Origin of the sequence: Streptosporangium heterodermiicola (genome assembly GCF_051390675.1) — a bacterium.
In the GTDB taxonomy this organism is placed as follows: Bacteria; Actinomycetota; Actinomycetes; order Streptosporangiales; family Streptosporangiaceae; genus Streptosporangium.
This window is the reverse complement of record NZ_JBPJSR010000007.1, coordinates 158,667-178,722: the sequence shown is the minus strand read 5'-3', so window position 1 is coordinate 178,722 and position 20,056 is coordinate 158,667. Positions and strand designations below refer to the sequence as shown.

15 protein-coding genes are annotated in these 20,056 nt (G+C 73.7%); 5 read left to right on the top strand and 10 right to left on the bottom strand.

Going from position 1 to position 20,056, the window contains the following annotated elements:
* The first annotated feature begins 8 nt into the window (after window positions 1-8).
* Window positions 9-884: a diacylglycerol/lipid kinase family protein gene (locus tag ACSC1Q_RS17485; RefSeq protein WP_436759764.1), complete on the top strand. Its 876-nt coding sequence runs from the start codon at window positions 9-11 to the stop codon at window positions 882-884.
* 294 nt (window positions 885-1,178) lie between these two features.
* On the opposite strand, the gene ACSC1Q_RS17480 is transcribed toward ACSC1Q_RS17485, so the two are convergent.
* The gene (locus ACSC1Q_RS17480) at window positions 1,179-2,162 is read right to left on the bottom strand and encodes a zinc-dependent alcohol dehydrogenase family protein (RefSeq protein WP_436759763.1); all 984 of its coding nucleotides are present in this window, start codon (window positions 2,160-2,162) and stop codon (window positions 1,179-1,181) included.
* An 87-nt stretch (window positions 2,163-2,249) separates the two neighbouring features.
* Here ACSC1Q_RS17480 and ACSC1Q_RS17475 point away from each other — a divergent pair, with 87 nt between their 5' ends.
* A complete protein-coding gene (locus ACSC1Q_RS17475; protein ID WP_436759762.1) occupies window positions 2,250-2,633 on the top strand; it encodes a winged helix-turn-helix transcriptional regulator in 384 nt (127 codons plus the stop codon).
* Window positions 2,634-2,845: 212 nt separating this feature from the next.
* Window positions 2,846-5,575: a DEAD/DEAH box helicase gene (locus ACSC1Q_RS17470; RefSeq protein WP_436759761.1), complete on the top strand. Its 2,730-nt coding sequence runs from the start codon at window positions 2,846-2,848 to the stop codon at window positions 5,573-5,575.
* Between the two features lie 244 nt (window positions 5,576-5,819).
* Here ACSC1Q_RS17470 and ACSC1Q_RS17465 read toward each other — a convergent pair whose 3' ends face one another.
* The 3 genes from ACSC1Q_RS17465 to ACSC1Q_RS17455 are packed head-to-tail and all read right to left on the bottom strand — an operon-like array spanning window position 5,820 to window position 9,442.
* Complete coding sequence (locus tag ACSC1Q_RS17465; RefSeq protein WP_436759760.1) at window positions 5,820-7,247, bottom strand: RNB domain-containing ribonuclease; 1,428 nt, start codon at window positions 7,245-7,247, stop codon at window positions 5,820-5,822.
* A gap of 57 nt (window positions 7,248-7,304) precedes the next feature.
* Entirely contained in the window at window positions 7,305-8,216 is a 912-nt protein-coding gene (locus ACSC1Q_RS17460; RefSeq protein WP_436759759.1) for a 5'-3' exonuclease, read from the bottom strand.
* A gap of 8 nt (window positions 8,217-8,224) precedes the next feature.
* On the bottom strand, window positions 8,225-9,442 hold the full coding sequence (locus ACSC1Q_RS17455; RefSeq protein ID WP_436759758.1) for a PP2C family protein-serine/threonine phosphatase: 1,218 nt from the start codon (window positions 9,440-9,442) through the stop codon (window positions 8,225-8,227).
* Window positions 9,443-9,667: 225 nt separating this feature from the next.
* Between ACSC1Q_RS17455 and ACSC1Q_RS17450 the strand changes: the two genes are divergently transcribed.
* Window positions 9,668-10,783 carry a M24 family metallopeptidase gene (locus ACSC1Q_RS17450; protein WP_436759757.1) on the top strand — a complete coding sequence of 372 codons (1,116 nt, stop codon included), beginning with the start codon at window positions 9,668-9,670 and terminating at the stop codon, window positions 10,781-10,783.
* 293 nt (window positions 10,784-11,076) lie between these two features.
* Window positions 11,077-12,231, top strand: a complete 1,155-nt coding sequence (locus ACSC1Q_RS17445) for an acyl-CoA dehydrogenase family protein (protein ID WP_436759756.1) — start codon at window positions 11,077-11,079, stop codon at window positions 12,229-12,231.
* 72 nt (window positions 12,232-12,303) lie between these two features.
* Here the strand turns inward: ACSC1Q_RS17445 and ACSC1Q_RS17440 are convergent, their stop codons facing one another.
* From ACSC1Q_RS17440 to ACSC1Q_RS17415, 6 genes are all read right to left on the bottom strand, one after another.
* Window positions 12,304-14,583, bottom strand: a complete 2,280-nt coding sequence (locus tag ACSC1Q_RS17440) for a CHAT domain-containing protein (protein WP_436759755.1) — start codon at window positions 14,581-14,583, stop codon at window positions 12,304-12,306.
* Window positions 14,584-14,594: 11 nt separating this feature from the next.
* Window positions 14,595-14,789, bottom strand: a complete 195-nt coding sequence (locus tag ACSC1Q_RS17435) for a hypothetical protein (RefSeq protein ID WP_436759754.1) — start codon at window positions 14,787-14,789, stop codon at window positions 14,595-14,597.
* A gap of 965 nt (window positions 14,790-15,754) precedes the next feature.
* Window positions 15,755-17,164, bottom strand: a complete 1,410-nt coding sequence (locus tag ACSC1Q_RS17430) for a dihydrolipoyl dehydrogenase family protein (protein WP_436759753.1) — start codon at window positions 17,162-17,164, stop codon at window positions 15,755-15,757.
* A 205-nt stretch (window positions 17,165-17,369) separates the two neighbouring features.
* Window positions 17,370-18,140, bottom strand: coding sequence for a DUF427 domain-containing protein (locus ACSC1Q_RS17425; RefSeq protein WP_436759752.1), 771 nt, complete (start codon window positions 18,138-18,140; stop codon window positions 17,370-17,372).
* A 3-nt stretch (window positions 18,141-18,143) separates the two neighbouring features.
* The gene (locus ACSC1Q_RS17420) at window positions 18,144-19,172 is read right to left on the bottom strand and encodes a 2-oxoglutarate and iron-dependent oxygenase domain-containing protein (protein WP_436759751.1); all 1,029 of its coding nucleotides are present in this window, start codon (window positions 19,170-19,172) and stop codon (window positions 18,144-18,146) included.
* A complete protein-coding gene (locus ACSC1Q_RS17415; protein WP_436759750.1) occupies window positions 19,169-20,053 on the bottom strand; it encodes an alpha/beta fold hydrolase in 885 nt (294 codons plus the stop codon). The genes ACSC1Q_RS17420 and ACSC1Q_RS17415 overlap by 4 nt, the downstream gene beginning before the upstream one ends.
* Window positions 20,054-20,056: the final 3 nt, after the last annotated feature.

Below are 20,056 nucleotides of genomic sequence, written 5' to 3'. Positions count from 1 at the left end.
TCCGGTCTGTGCCCGCAGAGATCGCAGTCCTCGTCAACCCCGCCGCACGCGGCGGCCGTTCGCGGGGACTGCTCTCCCCGGTGCTCGACCGCCTGCGGCAGGGCGGGCGCGAGGTCTCGGTGATCCTCGGAGACTCCGCCTCCGACGCCCTGGAACGCGCCTGCACGGCCGTCGCCGAGCAGCCGGAGGCGCTGGTCGCCTTCGGCGGCGACGGCCTGGTCCACCTCGCCCTCCAGGCGGTCGCGGGCAGCGGCGTGCCGCTGGGCGTCATCCCGGTGGGCACCGGCAACGACATCGCCGCCGCGCTCGGCATCCCCCTGAAGGCGCCGCTCGCCGCCGCCGACACCGTGCTGCGCGGGCGGGTGCGCACGGTCGACGCCGCGAAGGCGGGCGAGGACGAGTGGTTCGCCGGGGTGCTTGCCTGCGGCTTCGACTCCCGGGTCAACGAGCGGGCCAACACGATGACCTGGCCGCCCGGCATGGCCAGATACCTGGTCGCCCTCGCCGAGGAGCTGCGCTCCTTCCGGCCCGTCCCGTTCAGGATCGACCTGGACGGCGAGATCGTCGAGCGCGAGGCGATGCTGGTCGCGGTCGGCAACACCTCCTCCTACGGCGCCGGCATGCGCGTGTGCCCCGGCGCGGCCCCCGATGACGGCCTGCTGGACGTGACGATCCTCGGCGCCGTCCCCAGGGGTGAGTTCCTGCGCGTCTTCCCCCGCGTCTACCGGGGCTCCCACGGCGCCCACCCCGCCGTCACCATGCTCCGCGCCCGCCGGGTGAGCCTGGAGGCGCCGGGAGTGATCGCCTACGCCGACGGCGAGCGGATCGGTCCCACCCCGCTGACGTGCGAGATCGTCCCCGGCGCGCTGGCGGTCCTCGTCTAGGGCCGTGCCCCGCGGGCAGAGCCGGTCGACCGATCGGCGGGCCACGGCCCGGCCGGTTCTTCCCGGTCCGTCCTGGACGGCGACGACTACGTCCTGGACGGCGACGACTACGTCCTGGACGGCGACGACTACGTCCTGGACGGCGACGACTACGTCCTGGACGGCGACGACTACGTCCTGGACGGCGACGACTACGTCCTGGACGGCGACGACTCCAGGCAGCCCCGACCCCAGGCAGCCCCGACCCCAGGCAGCGCCGACTCTAGGCAGCGCCGACTCCAGACAGCGCCGACTCTAGACAGTGACGACGATCTTCTTTCCGGCGTGGAGCCCCTTCTCAAGGTGGAGGTGTGCCTGGACGACGTCGTCGAGGGTGAACACCCTGCCGACGGCGGGACGCAGCGCGCCGAGGCGTACACCGGCGTTCATGAAGGCCGCCATGCGCCTCACCACAACGGGGTCGAGGGTGTGTTCGAAGCTCCGGTAGCCGAAGATCGTGAGTGGCGTGCCCTGCGGGAAAGGCGTGGGCCGGGGGTCCAGGAAGCCCGCGGCGACCAGTGTCCCGCCCGGGCGGGCCGCCTTCAGGAGATCCCGCTGGCCGGGGCCCATGACGACGTCGAGGACGATGTCGGCGCCGGTCCCGCCGGTGTGGTGGCGGACGGCTTCGGCGACGTCCGCGTGGTCGGTGGCGACGACCTCGGCGGCGCCGGCGGCGAGCAGGTCGTCCTTCCTCGCGGTGTGCCGGGTGACGGCGATGGGCACGGCGCCGATCTGGTTGGCGATCTGTGTCGCCGCCCGGCCGACACCGCCGGACGCGGCCGTGATGAGGACGTGGTCACCGGGCCGCATCCCCGCCTTCTCGACGAGCGCGCCGTAGGCGGTGGAGTACGCTACCCAGATCGCCGCCGCCTCCGTGATCCCGAGCCCGGCGGGCCGGGCGACGACCCGGCTCGCGGGGACCGTGGTGTACTCGGCGTAGCTGCCCCTGACGCTCGCGTCGGGAACGGCCGCGAGGATGACCGGCTCACCGATCTCCAGCCCGGTGACCCCGGGGCCCAGCGCGTCGACGACGCCGGTTCCCTCGACGCCGAGGCGAGCGTGCGGCAGGGGGACGGGCGCGGGCGAGGCGCCGGATCGCGCCATCAGGTCGAGCGGGTTGACGGCGAACGCCTCGATCCTGACCCGTACCTCGCCGGCCGCCGGCTCGACGACCGGCTCCTCGACGACGTGCATGACCTCCGGCCCGCCGAACTCGTCGAACACGACGACTCGTGGCATGGTGACTCCTTCGCGTCTGACGCTGGTTTCTTCGCTCGCGAAAGACGTTACGGAGCCCTCGGTTACCTCCTGGTACCTTCGACTTCCATGCAGAACCCCGCCGGACCGGCCTTCCTCGCCGACTGCCCCACCCGGCTGGCGGTCGAGATCATCTCCGACAAGTGGGCCGTGCTCGTGCTCTTCGGGCTCAGCCAGCGGCCTCGCCGGCACGGTGATCTCGTCGACCTCATCGGCGGCGTCTCGCGCAAGGTCCTCACCCAGACGCTGCGCAGGCTCCAGCGGTACGGGCTGGTCGAACGCCGTGCCGAGGCGCCACGGCGGGTCGAGTACAGCCTCACCGACCTCGGCCGGACCCTCGTCGAGCCCATCGAGGTCCTGACGAACTGGGCGAGGGACCACGGCGGGGCCGTCGCCTCCTTCCAGGAGGCGGCGGAGGCCGCCACTCCCGCCCGGCCCCGCGAGGCGGATTGATCTTGGCGACGGGCGGGGCGGCGGCCGTCGCCAAGATCAACCCGTCTCGTCCGGCTCCGATGATCGGCGGGACCCGGCCCAGGCCGCCCGGGGCCCTCGGGCGCCGTACGGAACCGGCCGGAACCCCGCCCCGGACGGCCCGCGCGGGCGGCCGGATCCCGGCGGAAAAAAGGGGGGACGGACCGGAATCCCGATATCGGTAGGCTGGACGCATGACGACCCCAGCGGAACGATACGCTGCCTTCCGTCAGAGCCAGGCCGAGAGCGGGCCGGCGCTGACCTCGTTCCGCGGTCTGTACGACTTCGAGCTGGACGACTTCCAGCTCGACGCCTGCCGGGCGCTGGAGGCGGGGGACGGGGTCCTCGTGGCGGCCCCCACGGGCTCGGGCAAGACCGTCGTGGGCGAATTCGCGGTGCACGTGGCCCTGGAGGAGGGCCGCAAGTGCTTCTACACCACCCCGATCAAGGCGCTGTCCAACCAGAAGTACAACGACCTGGTCAAGCGCTACGGCACCGACAAGGTGGGCCTGCTCACCGGTGACAACAGCGTCAACGGGGAGGCCCCGATCGTCGTCATGACGACCGAGGTGCTGCGCAACATGCTCTACGCCGGGTCATCCACCCTGGCGGGGCTCGGCTTCGTCGTCATGGACGAGGTCCACTACCTCGCCGACCGGTTCCGCGGCGCGGTCTGGGAAGAGGTGATCATCCACCTGCCCGAGTCGGTGCGCCTGGTCGCGCTGTCGGCCACGGTCAGCAACGCCGAGGAGTTCGGCGAGTGGATGGGCGAGGTCCGCGGCGACACCAGCGTCATCGTCGACGAGCACCGCCCGGTCCCGCTCTGGCAGCACATGCTCGTCGGCAGCCGCATCTACGACCTGTTCGTCACCGGCGACGAGGACCGGCGCCCCCAGATCAACCCGAACCTCCTGCGCATCGCCAGGGACGAGGAGCGCCAGGCGTACGGCAGGGGGCGGCGCGGCTACTCGCGGCCCCGCAGGAACGGCCCGCCGGACCGGGCCGCGGCCATCGAGCGCCTGGACGCCGACGCCCTGCTGCCCGCGATCACCTTCATCTTCTCCAGGGCCGGCTGCGACGCCGCCGTCATGCAGTGCCTGCACGACGGCATCCGGCTCACCACCGACGCCGAGCGCCACGAGATCCGGCAGATCGTCGACGAGCGCACCGCGCACCTGCCCGACGAGGACCTGGGCGTGCTCGGCTACCTGGAGTGGCGCGACGCCCTGGAGCGCGGCCTGGCCGCCCACCACGCGGGCATGCTCCCGGCCTTCAAGGAGGTCGTCGAGGAGCTGTTCACCCGGGGCCTGGTCAAGGCCGTGTTCGCCACCGAGACCCTGGCGCTGGGCATCAACATGCCCGCCCGCTCCGTGGTGATCGAGAAACTCGACAAGTGGAACGGCGAGACCCACGCCGACCTCACCCCCGGCGAGTACACCCAGCTCACCGGCCGGGCCGGGCGCCGGGGCATCGACGTGGAGGGCCACGCGGTCGTCCACTGGCAGCCGGGCACCGACCCGCTCCAGGTCGCCGGCCTGGCCAGCACCCGTACGTACCCGCTGCGCTCCAGCTTCCGCCCCTCGTACAACATGGCCGTCAACCTGGTGGGCCAGGTGGGCAGGGAACGGGCCAGGACCCTGCTGGAGTCCTCGTTCGCGCAGTTCCAGGCCGACCGGGCCGTGGTCGGCATCGCCAAGCAGGTGCGCCGCGCAGAGGAGGCCCTGGAGGGCTACCGCCAGGCGATGACCTGCCACCTGGGCGACTTCGAGGAGTACGCCGCGATGCGCAGGGCCCTGTCCGACCGGGAGGCCGAGCTGTCGCGCCAGCGCGGCGCGGCCCGCAGGACGCAGGCGCTGCGCTCCCTGGAGGCGCTCAAGCCCGGCGACATCATCAGGGTTCCGGGCGGGCGCCGCGCGGGCCTGGCCGTCGTCCTCGACCCGGGCCTCAACTCCAGGGGCGAGGGCCCGTCCCCGCTGGTGCTGACCATCGGCAAGCAGGTCAAGAAGCTGTCGCCGGCCGACTTCCCCGTGCCGGTGGAGCCGGTCGAGCACCTGCGCATCCCGAAGAACTTCAACGCCCGCTCGCCCAAGGAGCGGGCCAACCTGGTCTCCTCCGTGCACGCCAAGATCGGCGACCGCGACTTCGGCAAGCCCGTCAGGGCGCGCGACCACGCCGCGGAGGACGACGAGATCACCCGCCTGCGCAGGGAGATCCGCCAGCACCCCTGCCACGGGTGCGACGAGCGCGAGGACCACGCCCGCTGGGCCGAGCGCTACCACAAGCTGCTCCGCGAGACCGAGGGGCTGCGCCGCCGGGTCGAGGGCCGCTCCCACGTCATCGCCCGCACCTTCGACAAGGTCTGCGGGGTGCTCGACCAGCTCGGCTACCTCGACGGCGAGAGCGTCACCGCCGAGGGCCGCCGCCTGGCCCAGCTCTACACCGAGCTGGACCTGCTGACGGCCGAGTGCCTGCGCGCGGGACTCTGGAACGACCTGGACCCGGCCGAGCTGGCCGCGTGCGTGTCGTCACTGGTCTTCGAGTCGCGGCAGGCCGACGACGCCCGCCAGCCCAGGATCCCCGCTGGAGCGGCCCAGAAGACGCTGGCGGACATGGTCCGCCTCTGGGGGGAGCTGGAGTCGATCGAGGGCGACCACGGCCTGTCGTTCATCAGGGAGCCCGACTTCGGCTTCGCCTGGGCGGCCTTCCGCTGGGCCAAGGGCCACACCCTCGACGCGGTGCTCCGCGACGGCGTCGCCGGTTCCGAGCTGGCCGCGGGAGACTTCGTCCGCTGGACCAAGCAGCTGCTCGACCTCCTCGGCCAGATCTCCGACGCGGCCCCGTCGGGGAGCAAGGTCAAGCAGACCGCGGGCAAGGCGATGGACTCCCTGCGGCGCGGGGTGGTCGCCTACTCGTCCCTCACCTGAGTCCGCTTGAGTTCCGGCCCCTGACCTGGGTCTTCTCCGGTTCCCGGGTCCTCCCCTCCCGAGGGCCGGCCGGTCTCCGGCCTGGGCCTTCTCCGGCCCGGCGCCGGGCCCCCGCCACACGAGCCCGGCCCGGACGCCGGGCCGGGGAGGTCTCCGGTCCGGATCTTCGCGGCCCGGCGTCGGACGCGAAGATCCGGCGGGCCTTCGCGGGCCTTCGCGGGGCACGGGCCGGTGCCGGGAATGGTCAGGCCAGGCTGAAGCGGACCTCGCGGGTGGTCGGGTCGGCGCGGGTCAGCCGCACGCGTACGGTCTCCCCCAGCGGGAGCCCCTCGCCGTCGCAGCGGGCCACCACCGCCGGGTCGGTGACCTGCACCTGGCCCCACGGCCGGTCCTCGGCCACGTCGATCACCACGGCCTCGAACGTCTGGCCCACCCGCTCGCGCAGGACGAAGGCCTCCACCAGGTCCACGCACGCCCGCTCGACGCCGCCCGCGCGGCGCCCGGTGGCGTGCATGATCTCCGGCAGCTCGTCCATGGCCCGCTGGACGTCCTGCGGCACCGGCTCGCCCGCCGCGATGGCCAGGCAGATCTCCGTGGCGTAGCGGTCGATGAGACGGCGCAGCGGGGCGGTCACGTGCGCGTACGGCGCGCCCACGGCGGCGTGCTCCGCCTGCGCGGGCGGCTCGCCGTTGAAGGCGACGTATCCGGCGCCGCGCAGCAGCACCGTCGACTCCTGCAGGAACGCGGCCTGCTCGGGGACCTTCGGGTCGAGGGAGTGCACGACCTCGCCGTACCCGGCGCCCTCGGGCCAGGGCACGCCGAGAGCGGCGGCCACCCGGCGGACCTGGGCGATCTTCTCGGCCGGGGCGGGCGGCAGCACCCGCAGCAGGCCGATCTCGGCGTCCAGCATCATGGAGGCGGCGGCCATGCCCGTCAGCAGCGAGATCTGCGCGTTCCACGCCTCGGCGTCCAGCGGGGCGCGCAGCTCCACCCGGTAGCCGTCGCCGTCGGGGACGACCTCCTGGTCGGGGGTGGGCAGCGTCACGCCGCCCCTGGCCCGCTCCTGGGCGAGCCTGAGCCGGCCGATCTCGGCCAGCAGCCGCAGCGTGCCGTCGGCGGTGCCGGTGTCGATCGCGGCCTGCGCGTAGTCGTAGTCGAGCCGCTCGCGGCTGCGTACCAGCGCCCTGGTCACGTCCGCGCCCACGATCCGGCCCTCGGCGTCCAGGTCGACGCACCACAGCGCGGCGGGCCGCGTCACGCCGGGCAGCAGGCTGGCGGCGCCCTCGGACAGGACGGGCGGGTGCAGCGGCACGCGCCCGTCGGGCATGTAGACCGTCTCGCCGCGGGTGCGGGCCTCGGCGTCGATCGCGCCGCCGGGCCTGACGAACGCCCCGACGTCGGCGATGGCGTACCAGACGCGGTAGCCGCCCGGCCGCTCCTCCAGGTGCACGGCCTGGTCGAGGTCCATCGATCCCGGGGGGTCGATGGTGATCAGCGGCAGGTCGGTCCGGTCGAGCCGGGGCAGGGCGGGCACCTCGGCGACCCACTCCGCCTCGTCGATCACCGCCCGGGGGAACTCCTCGGGCAGTTTCATCTCACGACGGATCCGCTCGAAACCGTCGTCGAGCCGCGGATGGGACTCTCCGGGCACCCGGATGCTCTTGTGAGGCACAGGGAGCAACCTACCGGCTCGCGGCGCGCCGCCCCACCGGCCCCCGGAGCGGGGAGGTCAGAGCGCGGAGGCCAGGCGCTCCAGCGGGCTGGAGAGGCCGTAGCGCTCGCTCAGCGTGGCCAGGGCCTCCGGGTCCCTGGGTTTGGCGGGAAGCGCGATGTCGACCTCGGGAAGGGGGGCGTCGCGGGCGACCTGGACCACCTCGGGGGCCACCCGCAGGTAGTCGCGGGCCGCCGACAGCTTGGCGCGCTGTCCGGCGGTGAGGTCACCGCCGCCCTCGCCACCGTCGACGGCGCGCAGCAATGCCTCCAGCGAGCCGAACCGGGTGATGAGGGCCGCCGCGGTCTTGTCGCCCACCCCCGGCACGCCCGGCAGCCCGTCGCTGGGGTCGCCGCGCAGGGTGGCGAAGTCGGCGTAGGAGCGGCCGGGGACGCCGTACTTCTCGGCGACGGCGGCCTCGTCGACCAGCTGGAGGTTCTTGACCCCCCTGGCGGTGTAGAGGACCCGGACCGGCCGGGAGTCGTCGACCAGCTGGAACAGGTCGCGGTCGCCGGTGACGATGTCGACCTGGCCGCCCGCGCGCGCGGTGAACGTGCCCATCACGTCGTCGGCCTCGTAGCCGGGCACGCCGACCCTGGCGATTCCCACCGCGTCGAGCACCCGCTCGATCACCGGCACCTGCGGGGCGAGCGTGTCGGGCGTCTCCTCGGCGCCGCCCTCGGCGACCCGGTGGGTCTTGTACGTCGGGATGGCCGCCACCCGGAACGCCGGGCGCCAGTCGGCGTCCATGCAGGCGACGAGTTCGGCGGGGGAGTGCCGCCGGACCAGCATGGCGATCATGTCGATGACGCCGCGCACCGCGTTGACGGGCATCCCGTCGGGGGCGGTCATCGACTCGGGGATGCCGTAGAAGGCGCGGTAGTACAGCGACGGGGTGTCGAGAAGCATCAGGCCGGGCATGGCGACCATTTAACCAATCAGCCGAGCACGCCGATCGCCAGAACGCAGGTGTCGTCCTCGGGATTGGGGCCGCCGATCACCTCGATGAGCTGGTCGAGCCCGTCGTCCAGGTCGCCTCTCAGCAGGGCCGCGGCCTCCATGGTCAGCGCCAGGCCCTCGTCGATGTCGCGGGTGCGGCGCTCCACCAGCCCGTCGGTGAACAGCAGCAGGAGGTCGCCCTCCCGCAGCTCGACCCCGGCCAGCTCGTACGGCTCGTCGGGCGTGGCGCCCAGCAGCACCCCGGCGGGCGGGTCGAGCTGGGTGGCCGTCCCCTCGCGGACCAGGATCGGCGCCGGGTGCCCCGCCTGCCCCCAGGTGAACATCCTGGTGGCCGGATCGAGGTGGCCGACGACCGCGGTCGCCGTCGTCTCGGGCATCCGGTGCAGCACGAGGTCGTTGAGCCAGGCCAGCAGCCTGTCGGGGGAGTGGCCGGTCATCGCGAGACCGATCAGGGCGTGGCGCAGCTGGGCCATCTGGGAGATCGCGGGCATCCCGTGCCCGGACACGTCGCCGATGGTGAGCAGCACCCTGCCGTCGGGCAGGGGGACGGCGTCGTACCAGTCGCCGCCCAGGCCGGGCTTGACCCCCGCCGCCACGTAGCGGACCGCGATGCGCGCGTGCGGCAGGTCGATGGTGTCGCCCAGGCCCGGCATGATCGCCTCGCGCAGCGCCACGCTCATGTCGTGCTCCTCCGCGACCTGCTCGCGGACCCGCAGCAGCTTGCTGCGCGACTCCGACATGATCCGCTCGGCGCGGCGGCGGCAGGTGATGTCCTGCACGACGCCGTGCACGGCGGGACGCCCGCCGGCCACGACGGGGTCGAGCACGGCGCGCAGGTGCCGGAGCTCGCCGTCGCGGCGGATGCGGAACTCGGCCTCCCCGCCCTCGGCCCGGTGCACGACGGACCACAGCAGCCGGTCGAGGTCGGGCCGGTCGGCCTCCTCGACCTGACCGGGCAGGTCGCGCAGGTGGATCGGGCCGTCGCCGGGGGCGCGGCCGAATATGGTGTACGCCTGGTCGGACCAGGTGGACTCTCCGGTCTGGAGATCCCACTCGGCCCAGCCCATCTCGCCCATGCGCTCCGCGTGCGCCAGGCGTGCGGTGAGGAGGTGTCGCTCCACGGCCATGTGCTCGTCGGGCTCGCCGCGCAACCGCTGCACCGTCTCAGCGGCGGTCGACGGGGCCGGACCGGTCACGTGGTCGTTTCGTGGGTGGAGGGGTGGCTGGTGGCCGCCCACTACGCCGACCATGTAGCTCGCTCTCGAAATGTGTGGCTTTACGGATATTTTGCCAACAAAATGTGATCGTACTTCAACAGATTGTAGTGGCGGAGTCGCCTTCGTGCCTTCCTTTCCCTGACTTTCGGGTTCCGGGCCGGGCCCGGATGCATCGCCGTCCCGGCCGGGATTAGATTGGTCGGCGTGACGACGGAGTCCTCTGACCTCTACCCCGTGACCCGCCTGGCCGCCGCCCGCGAGGCGGCCGCCACCGCCGGGCTCGACGCCCTGCTGCTCACGCCGGGCCCCGACCTTCGCTACGTGACCGGCTACGAGGCCCTGCCGCTGGAGCGGCTCACCTGCCTGGTGCTTCCGGTCAGGGGTGACGCGTTCCTGATGGTGCCCCGCCTGGAGCTGCCCGCGGCCGAGCACTCCCCGGCGTCGCGGCTCGGCGTCGAGTTCGTCCCCTGGGACGAGACCGACGATCCGTACGCGGCCGTCGGCAGGCGCCTGGGCGCGGTCCGCAAGGTCGGCCTCGCCGACCGGATGTGGGCGATGCAGTCGCTGCGCCTGCGCGACGCGCTCCCCGGCGCGGAGCAGGTGCTCGCCGGGACCGTCCTGCGCGGGCTGCGGATGCGCAAGAGCCCGGCCGAGGTGGCGGCGCTGCGCGAGGCGGGCGCCGCGATCGACGCCGTCCACGCCCAGGTGCCCGGCTTCCTGCGGGCCGGCAGGACCGAGCGCGAGATCGGCAGGGACATCGCCGAGGCGATCATCGCGGCCGGCCACTCCACCGTCGACTTCGTGATCGTGGGCTCCGGGCCCAACGGCGCCAGCCCGCACCACGAGCTGTCGGACCGCGTCGTCCAGGAGCGCGAGCCGGTCGTGGTCGACATCGGGGGCCAGATGCCCGGCGGCTACTGCTCCGACTCCACGCGCGTGTACGCCGTCGGCGAGCCCCCGGCCGGCTTCATGAAGTACTACGAGGTGCTCAGGCGCGCCCAGCAGGCGGCCTGCGACGCCGTGGCCCCCGGGGTGACGTGCGAGGCGGTCGACGCCGCCGCGCGCGACGTGATCGCGGCCGAGGGGTACGGCGACTACTTCATCCACCGCACCGGCCACGGCATCGGCCTGGAGACCCACGAGGAGCCCTACATCGTCGCGGGCAACGCCGAGCCGCTCGCGCCCGGCTTCGCCTTCTCCGTCGAGCCGGGGATCTACCTGCCCGGGGCCCACGGCGCCCGCATAGAGGACATCCTCGTCTGCACGGACGAGGGCGGCGAGAGGGTCAACCACCGCCCTCGCGAGCTGGTGATCGTCTAGCGGCCCCCGGCCCGGTGGTCCTCGGCCCGGTGGTTCCCCCGGTCGTGCGGGGACGGCTCACGGGCACGGACATGGGCGCGGGCGCGGGCATGTGGCCGCGGTCGCGCGGGGGGTGCCAGAATCGGGGTGGCCGGTGATCCCGGCCGCCCTCTCGCCGTCCGCGCCGGGACCTCGGAGCCGGGGCCTCGGTGCCGATACCTCGGTGCCGGGACTCCTTGCCGGGGCCCGGAGCACGCGGGCGCGACCCCCTCCCCGCCAACCCTGGGGCGGGTCTCCACGCTGGAAGGACTCAGATGACCGTTGAGCGCGTTCTGCCGACCGGCGACGCCCATGACCTCCTGGACCTGGTCCGCGACCTGATCGGCAAGGAGGTCGCGCCCCGGGCCGCCGCAGAAGAGGCCGCCGGGCGCTTCCCCCGGGAGGTGTTCACCACGCTCGGCCGGGCCGGGCTGCTCGGCCTTCCCTACCCCGAGGAGCACGGCGGGGCGGCGCAGCCGTACGAGGTCTACCTGCAGGTGATCGAGGAGCTTTCGGCCGGTTGGCTGGCCGTCGGGCTCGGCCTGTCTGTCCACACGCTGTCGTGCTTCCCGGTGGCCGCCTACGGCACCGCCGGGCAGCGGGCCGCGCTGCTTCCCGGGATGCTGGGCGGCGAGTGGCTGGGCGCGTACTGCCTGTCGGAGCCGCAGTCGGGGTCCGACGCCGCCGCGCTGGCGACGAGGGCGGTTCCCGGGGACGGGGGTTACACCGTCGACGGGGTCAAGGCCTGGATCACCCACGGCGGCGCCGCCGACTTCTACACGCTGATGGCCCGCACCTCGGCCGACGGCGCGCGCGGCATCTCCTGTTTCCACGTGCCCGCGGGTACGGAGGGGCTGTCGTTCGGCGCGCCGGAGCGGAAGATGGGGATGAGGTCCTCGCCGACCGCCCAGGTCCGCTTCGACGGGGTGCGGCTGGCGCCCGAGGCCCTGCTGGGTTCCGAGGGGGAGGGCTTCCGGATCGCGATGGCCGCCCTGGACGGCGGCAGGCTCGGCATCGCCGCCTGCGCCGTGGGCGTGGCCCAGGCGGCCTTCGAGACGGCCACCGCTTACGCGGCCGAGCGCCGCCAGTTCGGCTCGCGGATCGTCGACTTCCAGGGCGTCGGCTTCATGCTCGCCGACATGGCCACCCAGATCGCCGCAGCCCGCGCCCTCTACCTGGACGCCGCCCGGTTGCGCGACGCGGGGCGGCCGTACGGCACGCGGGCCGCGATGGCGAAGCTCTTCGCCACCGACATGTGCATGAAGGTCACCACCGACGCGGTCCAGGTCCTCGGCGGCTACGGATACGTGGAGGACTTCCCGGCCGAGCGCCTCATGCGGGAGGCCAAGGTCCTGCAGATCGTCGAGGGCACCAACCAGGTCCAGCGCCTGGTCATCGGCCGCGCCCTCGCCAGGGGCGACCGGCCCTGAGACCCCGGCGGGCCCGGCCGCGAACTCCCGCCCGCGCGGCCGGGTCCCCGCGCCGGTCGCGGCTCCCGGTCGTCATCCCGGGGCGCCGCCGGAGTCCTGGGGGCCGGTGTGGACGAGGGCGGCCCACAGGTCCGGTCGGCCCGGGTATCGCTCGCGAAGGGCCAGGCTCGCGCCGTGGACGGCGTCGGCGACACCGGTGCCGAGTGGCGGGCCGGGATCCAGCCGGGCGTAGACGTGGTCGGCGGCCTGCGCGGCGACGTCGTCCCTGATGTTCCACAGCGTGACGATGACGTGCTCGTAGCCCGCGAGCTGGAAGGCCGGCGCCAGGTGGATCGCCTCGTCGGCGATCCTGCCCTTCGAGGCGGCGGTGTGACAGGCCGAGAGGTGGGCGAGCTCCGCGTCGGGCGGGTCCTGCCGGGCGATGTCCAGGATGTCGAGCCGGTCGCCCCCCAGGGCCAGGTGGCTCCTGGACGGCCGGTGCGGATCGGCGTAGGCGTGACCGGCGAAGTGCGGCCAGGTGTGTGAGGGGAGCGCGGCCAGCAGGCGTTCGCGGGAGACCGATCCCAGCAGGAGCGCCCCGGGAATCCGGTGCGCGATCCGCTCGGCCTCCCCGACGGTGGCGGGCAGGTCGCTCATCCCCGGCGTACGGTCGACGGCCACGACCAGCGGACGGCGCGGTCGCGGGGGTGCCGGAGGCCGCCGCCGGGCGCGGCGCAGGGCCAGCAGCGTGGTGGTGTACGAGGACACGACGGCGAGGCGCCTGTCCATGGCGCCCTCGACGGCCAGGTGGAACCGTACGGCGTGGTAGGTCGAGGTGTCGCGGTCCAGGAGGGGAAGGCGGACGGACTCGACGCCCCCTCCCCGCAGGATCAGGGCGTCGCTGCGGTAGGGACTCACATTGACGATCACCACGGGGTCCTCGCCCACGGCGGCGACCAGATCCTCCCCGCGCGGGGGTGACAGAAGGCCCATCGCCCGGACCTCCCGCAGCGACTCCTCCCACTCCGCCGCGAGGCGCCAGCGGTGCTCGGCGGTGAGGCCGGTGGTCATGGTGGTCGTGGTGGTGCCGGGGATGGCGGGTCCTTGATCCAGCAGGTCGCGCAACCGGCGCACGCGGAGCGCCGGCTCCGGTGCCCGCTCCTCAAGCTCGCCCAGGTCCGAGCGGGTCTCCATGGCCTGGGCGAACAGCAGGCCCCGTCCGTACTCCAGCGACTCCGGCGCCCGGAGCGTCTGCCCCCGCTGCAGGGCGCACGCCGCGGCGTCCAGCCCGAAGTAGGCGTTGCTCCCGAGCGCGCGTTCCTGCTCGGCCCTGGGCAGCCTGCGGGTCGTGGCCAGGGGGAGCAGCCGTACGGCCGTCGCGAACCCGGCCGCGGCCTCCCCCCATTTCCAGCTCGCGCGAAGCCGCTCGGACAGACTCCTCGCGGGGGAGCGCGTGAACTCCCGCAGCGTCCGCAGGGCCTCGTCGAGATCGGCGGGATCGCCGCTCCGGGCGAACCGCTCCGTCATGGCGTCGCCGACGCCGACGGGGTCGTCCGCCTCGCGCAGCAGGCGGACGGCTTCGGCCAGCTCACCGGGGTCGCCGGTCAGCCGCGCGCGCCGCAGGAGGATCTGCCCGAGTTCCCTGGCTCCCCCACTGCCGCTGCGCGTCCCCGGGGGAGCCAGGGTGGTCACGGTCCGGCAGAGTTCGACGGCCTCGTCCAGCACCGGCCGCTCGCCCGTGTGGTCGAACGTGATCCTGAGCGCGGCGGCGAGCCCGGAAAGCATCAGGGGGGTGTCCCGCATGGCGGGGCCGGTCTCGCCGAGCGCCTGGCGCTTGCGCCTGACGCCCTCGTGCAGCCAGGTGACGTCGCCGTCCGCCTGGAAACGGAGGAGCTGGATCGTGCCGAGCAGGTCCAGCTGAAAGGGCCGCCCGGCGGTCCCGGGCGGAACGGCGTCGATGGTCTCCTCCAGCGCGCCGGCGGCCTCGGGTAAGGCGGACAGGTCGCCGAAGTAGGCGGAACGGATGGCGATGGCCTCCGCGTACGCGGGTAGAAGCATGTGGCGGCTGTACCACGGGAGCGGGAACATCTCCAGTGCCTCGCGGGTGATCCGCACCGCTTCGTCGAGGTCGGCCTCGCCACCTCGCACGAGGAATCGCATCGCCTCCCGCGGCGCCGCGACCGACTCGGTCAGCGAGGCGTCGTCATCGTGGCGCAGATACGTCTCCTCCAGGACGTTCCCGAGGGTCGTCAGGCAGGACGCCCGGATCGGATCCCCGGGGCGGACACGCGCCACGGCCTCCCGGGCCGCGTGCAGGGCGTCGCCCAGTGCCGGCCCGTCGGCGGTGAAGATGTGCGGGTTCCGCAGTGTCATGGCGAGACTGTTCAGGCACGCCACCCGCTCGGCGGCGCCGGGGGGCAGCAGCGCGGCCGCCCTCGCAGCCCGGTCCCGTCTCCGCTCCTCATCGAGGATTCGGACGGCACCTCGGCGTAGGCCTGGAGCACGGAGCCCTCCATGGGATCGTCCGGAGGGCAGGCCTCGACGGCGAGCCGGCCCACCTCGACCGCCTCCGCGAGCACGGACGGGTCACCGCCGCGCAGGAAACCGTGATGGAGGGTGACGCACAGGCCGAGCAGGGCGAGGAGCCGTTCCGGGGGTGCCGGGAGGGGCGCTCTCCCCTGGCCGGCGGAAGGCCGCGGTGGACTCCTCCAGGAGCCGGAGGTCGCGCGTGACCTCGAAGTGGTTCGCCGAAGTCCGGCGAGTTCTTGACGAGGTCCTCGGGATCGAGGTCGCTCGCCCGGTATCTGGCGCCGTACAGCATGCCGGTCGCGTACGGGAGCACGGACGTCTCCCGCGGCGGCAGTCCCTCGTGGTCGCGGAACCAGGTGCCGGCCCTGTACAGCAGTTCCGCGGCGGCGGCGCTGGTCCAGGGGCTCAGCACCTGGTCCCGGCGGCCGTCGTCGATGACGCCGGCGAGGCGCGTCAGGACGTCCTGGACGGTGATCTCCACGCCGTCTCCTCTCAGATCCTCCAAGGGGGCGCCACGAAGGGAGATCGGCCAAGATTGACGTTGTGAGAGAGCAGAGTTCCCCCGTGCCCCCCGCAGGGGATCGGGCCGATCGGGGGGGCCGAGGTGTTGCTCGGAGCGCTCGCCGGGTCGGCGTTGCTGCCGTTCCTCCAGGCGGTCGCGACCAGGGCCGGAGAGGATCTGTACGCGAGGATCCGCGATCTCCTCTCCGGCGAGAGCCGCGAGCGTGCCAGGACCTCGATCGCCGAGACCGGTCACGTCACGCTGGTCGACACGGGCCCGGGAACGATCGTGCGGCTGCCCGCCGACCTTCCCCCCGGCGCGTCGGCGGCGCTCGGCGCCCTGAGGCTCCCCCCCGGCGGAGCCGGGGTGGCGCGTCGTCTACTGGGACGGGGTGCACCGCGTGTGGGTCTGCCACGAGGCGGACGCCCCTCCCCGGGGCGCCCTGGAGGTCGGCGGGACCACCGAGGACACCCCGCCCGCACCGGAGCCGCCGGAGCCGCCGCCGGGACCTCGTTAGAGCCCGTACGTCTCCAGCAGCCGCAGCCAGATCTCGCTGACCGTGGGGTAGGACGGCACGGCGTGCCAGAGCCGGTCGAGGGGGACCTCGCCGACGACGGCGATCGTCGCGGAGTGCAGCATCTCGCCCACGGCGGGCCCGGCGAAGGTCACCCCGAGCAGGACGCGGCGCCGCTCGTCCACGACGGCCTTGGCCCTGCCCCGGTAGCCGTCGCCCTGCAGGTAGGCGCCCGACACCCTGGCCAGGTCGTACTCGACCACGCGGACGTCGAACCCCCCGGCGCGGGCCTCCGCCTCGGTCCGGCCGACCGAGGCCACCTGCGGGTCGGTGAAGACCACCTGCGGCGCGCCGTACGCGTCCGCCGTGTCGCGCAGGCCCGGCAGGTCGTCGGGCTCGCCCTTCGCCCGCGCCGCGATGACGTCGCCGCACACCCGCGCCTGGTACTTGCCCATGTGGGTGAGCAGGGCACGGCCGTTGATGTCGCCCACCGCGTACAGCCAGCCGCCGGAGACTCCGGTGGCGCGCATGCTGTCGTCGACCTCGATCGTGCCCCCGGCCTCCAGCCCGACGGTCTCCAGTCCGAGGTCGCCGGTCGCCGGTCGCCTGCCGGTGGCCACCAGCAGCTCGTCGGCCTCCACCGGCGGCCCCTCGGACAGGTGGACCGTCACCGGGCCGCCGGGCACGGGCCGCTCGACCCGCGTCACCTTGACGCCCGTGCGCACCGTGATGCCCGCCTCGGCGAACGACGCGGCCACCAGCTCCCCGGCGAACGGCTCCATCCTGCCGAGCAGCCCGCTGCGCGCCAGCACGGTCGTCTCCCGGGCGCCGAGCCCGTGCATGGCCTGGGCCATCTCGCAGGCCACCACGCCGCCGCCCAGCACGACCAGCCGTCCGGGCACGCTCTTCGTCGTCGTCACCTCGCGGCTCGTCCACGGCGACGCCTCCGCAAGGCCGGGGATCGGCGGTACGGCCGCGCCGGTGCCGGTGGCCAGCACGACCGCCCGCCGGGCGGTCAGCGTGCGGACCGAGCCGTCCTTCGCGGTCACCGCGACCCGCCCGGGGCCGTCCAGCCGCCCGTGCCCGCGTACGAACTCCGCGGGCACGTTCCCGATCCACTCGACCTGGCCCGCGTCGTCGAAGTGGGACACCGCCTCGTCTCGCCGGGCGAGCACGGCGGCCGTGTCGATCGGGCCCGGCGTGAGGCCGGGCACCCGGGCGACCTCGGCGGTCAGATCCACCGGGCGCAGCAGCGCCTTGCTGGGGATGCACGCCCAGTAGGAGCACTCGCCGCCGGCCAGCTCCCTCTCGACGATCGCGGCGGTCAATCCTCCCCTGACCGCGCGGTCGGCGACGTTCTCGCCCGCGGGCCCCGCGCCCACAACCACCACGTCGAACTCGTCCGACACGACTTACCTCCCACACAGAACCGGCCATCGGCCGCGCGTCGCCCCCGGCGACGCCGGTCGTACCAGCTTCGCATCCTCCGGCCGGAGCCGGGGACACGCGCCGGATCTCGGCGGGTCCGGGGTGGGGCCGGGGGAGGGGAGCCCGGGAGGCGTGGGGGCACGGGCGCTCGCTCAGCCCCGTGCCCTCGCGCCTCCCAGGCCCGTCTCATTCCTCCAGCAGGCGCTCGGTGAAGAGGGTGACGGGCCTTTCGAGTCTCACGCCGTCCACGACGATGTCGACGACCTCGTTGTAGAAGGCGACGTGATCCCTGATCCTCTCGGCGGCCGGGATCGGGTCGGGGTAGGCCCACGCCACGTCGGCGGGGACGGGCCCGCCCTCGCGCGTGGACCAGTAGGAGGCGACTCCCTTGTACGGGCAGCGGGTGCTGGTCGCCGTCGGCTCGAACAGGTCGAAATTCACGTCCTCAGGGGGGATGTAGTAGCGGGTGGGCAGGCCCGTCTCGAACAGCAGCACCGGGCGCCGGGTCTCCGCGACGACCCTGCCGCCGATCTCGACCCTGACGTGCCGCGAGCTGGGCACCGGATCGACCCGCTTGTACGGGTCACGGGGGTGGACGAAGATCTCCTCCTCCTCTTCGTACCAGTGTTCGAGCACCTCGCCGCCGTGCCGGAACCACTCGAACGCGATGTGGCCGGGCAGGGCCGGATAGCTCCACGCGGCGTTCGCGACGGTCTCGCCGCCGATCACCAGGTCGTAGAAGACCGTGGACCCCTCGTGGACGCCGGTCGGCGGGGCGGCGGCCGGACGCAGCAGGTCGGAGCGGACCTCCGATTCGGGGAAGGCGTAGCGGGGCACCGGGTGCGACGCCTCCCAGACCAGCACCGGGGCGGGGCTGTCGACGACGGTGACGTCGCCCCTGGTGCCGCGTACCCAGCGCTCGCTGGTCTCCCAGTTGAACGTTCCCGACGCGGGCACGGCCTACGCCTCCGCGTCCGCGAGTTCGGCGACGTACGGCCTGCGCTCGCGCCAGGCCGCGATCTGGTCCGGCCGCCCGAAGACCCGCAGGTACTCCTCGACCTGGCCACCGGCCTGGTCCCACAGCAGCTCCGGCTCGAAGTCGCCGCCCTCGGGGCCGACGAACGGCTCCAGCGGCTCGATCACCGTGTCGAGGCTGGGATGCCAGAAGACGCCGGTGGAGCGCCGGGTGACGGTGCCGCCCGCCACGACGCGGTGCCTGCCGGGGCGGAGCCGGCCGTTCGTCCACTTGGTGAGGATGTGGCCGGAGAAGACCTGCAGGGCTCCGGGCACGATCGGCACCGGGATCCAGCTCCCGTCGGGCGCCTGCCCCTGCAGTCCCGCGTAGTCGCCGCGCTGGTGCAGCACGGTCAGCGCCGAACCGTCGGCGTGCTCCAGCAGGAGCAGCTTGTCGTCGTCCGTCCCGGTGTCCCCGTGCGTCCAGGTCGGGTAGTCGTTGACGACGAAGCTCGTGTAGTAGGGGCGCCCGGAGATCGGGAACGTCGACAGGGGCACGCCGAGCACCCGGCTGTAGAGGTCGAGCACCCGCTCGGCCACGCCGACCGAGGCGTCGTGGTAGAGCCTGGTCACCGCGGCCAGGCCGGGCTCCTGCGGCGGCCAGACGTTGGGGTGGGCGTACAGCTGCGCGTACTCCTCCGACAGCCCCGCAGCCTTCGCCTCCTCCACGGTGTCGAACTGGCCGATGTTGAAGCGCTCCAGCTCCAGCCGCCCGAAGTCGTCGGGCCACTGCCGCCAGCCCCGGTAGGGGTGCCCGGTCGGGCTGGCCAGCTTCGCCTTCTCCTCCCGGGGCAGGGCGAGGACGCGGCCGATCCGGTCGTGGAAGTCGTCGATCAGCTCGGCGGGGACGCCGTGGTTGACGACCTGGATGATGCCGACCTGCTCGGCCGCCGCGCGCACCGAGGCGATCAGCTCCTCGGGGGCGTCGTCGCTCAGGGCGAGTTCGAGGTCGATGACGGGGATCTGGGCGGTCATGCGGTTCTCCCTTGGATCGTGTCGAGCGCTTCGCGCAGCACCCCGGCCTGCTCGGCCGGGCCTGCCGCCGTGAGGAGCCGGGCCGACGGGGCCCGGCGCAGGAGCTCATCGGCGGCGGCGTCGCTCAGCCGGGCGCCGGTGGCGGGACGTACGAGCAGGATGGGCACCTCGTACCCGGAGAGGACCTCCAGCTGCTCCCAGAGGGTCTCGTCACCCAGGTGCGCCGCCGCCTCGGCGGGCAGGTTCCCCAGGTGGTGGCGCCAGGTCCAGGTCCCGTCGGACTCCTCGACGAGCTCGTAGCGGACGTCGGCGACCAGGTCGTCCTCGGCGGCGTCCGGCCTCGCCTCCCTGAGCCGGTCGAGCGCCTCCTCCCTGGAGGCGTGGCGGCCGGGCACGGCGCCCGGCTCCCCCGGGGCGCCGGGAAGGGTGTCCAGCAGCACCAGGGCGCGTACCAGGTCGGGGGAGCGGGCGGTGAGCGCGATCGCGGTCAGCGCGCCGAGACCGGCGCCGGCCACGACCTTCGAGGCGGGGGCGAAGGACCGGATGGCCTCGCTCACCGCGGGGGCGAGCCTGCGCGGGGAGTAGACGCCGTTCCCGCGCCAGCCCGACCGGCCGTGGCCCGGCAGGTCCAGGGCGAGGGCCGGACGGCCGAGCGCGAGCAGCGTCCGGTCCCAGGAGCGGGCGCTGCGGCGCGCCTCGTGCAGCAGGACGATCTCGGCCGGGCCGGTGTCCCAGGTGACGCCGCTGACGTGGCCGCCGCTGACCACGGTGACCCAGCGGCGCTGGATGCGGTGCGGATCGGGACCGGTCAGGCCGAGGCTCTCGGCGATCTCGGGCAGCAGGGCGAATTCCTGTTCGGGTACCGCGAGTTTCGATGACATTGG

Excerpts from the sequence above, each read along its gene's own strand:
- ACSC1Q_RS17480 (WP_436759763.1), bottom strand. The coding sequence starts at position 2,162 with ATGCCACGAGTCGTCGTGTTCGACGAGTTCGGCGGGCCGGAGGTCATG.
- ACSC1Q_RS17475 (WP_436759762.1), top strand. The coding sequence starts at position 2,250 with ATGCAGAACCCCGCCGGACCGGCCTTCCTCGCCGACTGCCCCACCCGG.
- ACSC1Q_RS17470 (WP_436759761.1), top strand. The coding sequence starts at position 2,846 with ATGACGACCCCAGCGGAACGATACGCTGCCTTCCGTCAGAGCCAGGCC.
- ACSC1Q_RS17460 (WP_436759759.1), bottom strand. The coding sequence starts at position 8,216 with ATGGTCGCCATGCCCGGCCTGATGCTTCTCGACACCCCGTCGCTGTAC.
- ACSC1Q_RS17445 (WP_436759756.1), top strand. The coding sequence starts at position 11,077 with ATGACCGTTGAGCGCGTTCTGCCGACCGGCGACGCCCATGACCTCCTG.
- ACSC1Q_RS17440 (WP_436759755.1), bottom strand. The coding sequence starts at position 14,583 with ATGACACTGCGGAACCCGCACATCTTCACCGCCGACGGGCCGGCACTG.
- ACSC1Q_RS17420 (WP_436759751.1), bottom strand. The coding sequence starts at position 19,172 with ATGACCGCCCAGATCCCCGTCATCGACCTCGAACTCGCCCTGAGCGAC.
- ACSC1Q_RS17415 (WP_436759750.1), bottom strand. The coding sequence starts at position 20,053 with ATGTCATCGAAACTCGCGGTACCCGAACAGGAATTCGCCCTGCTGCCC.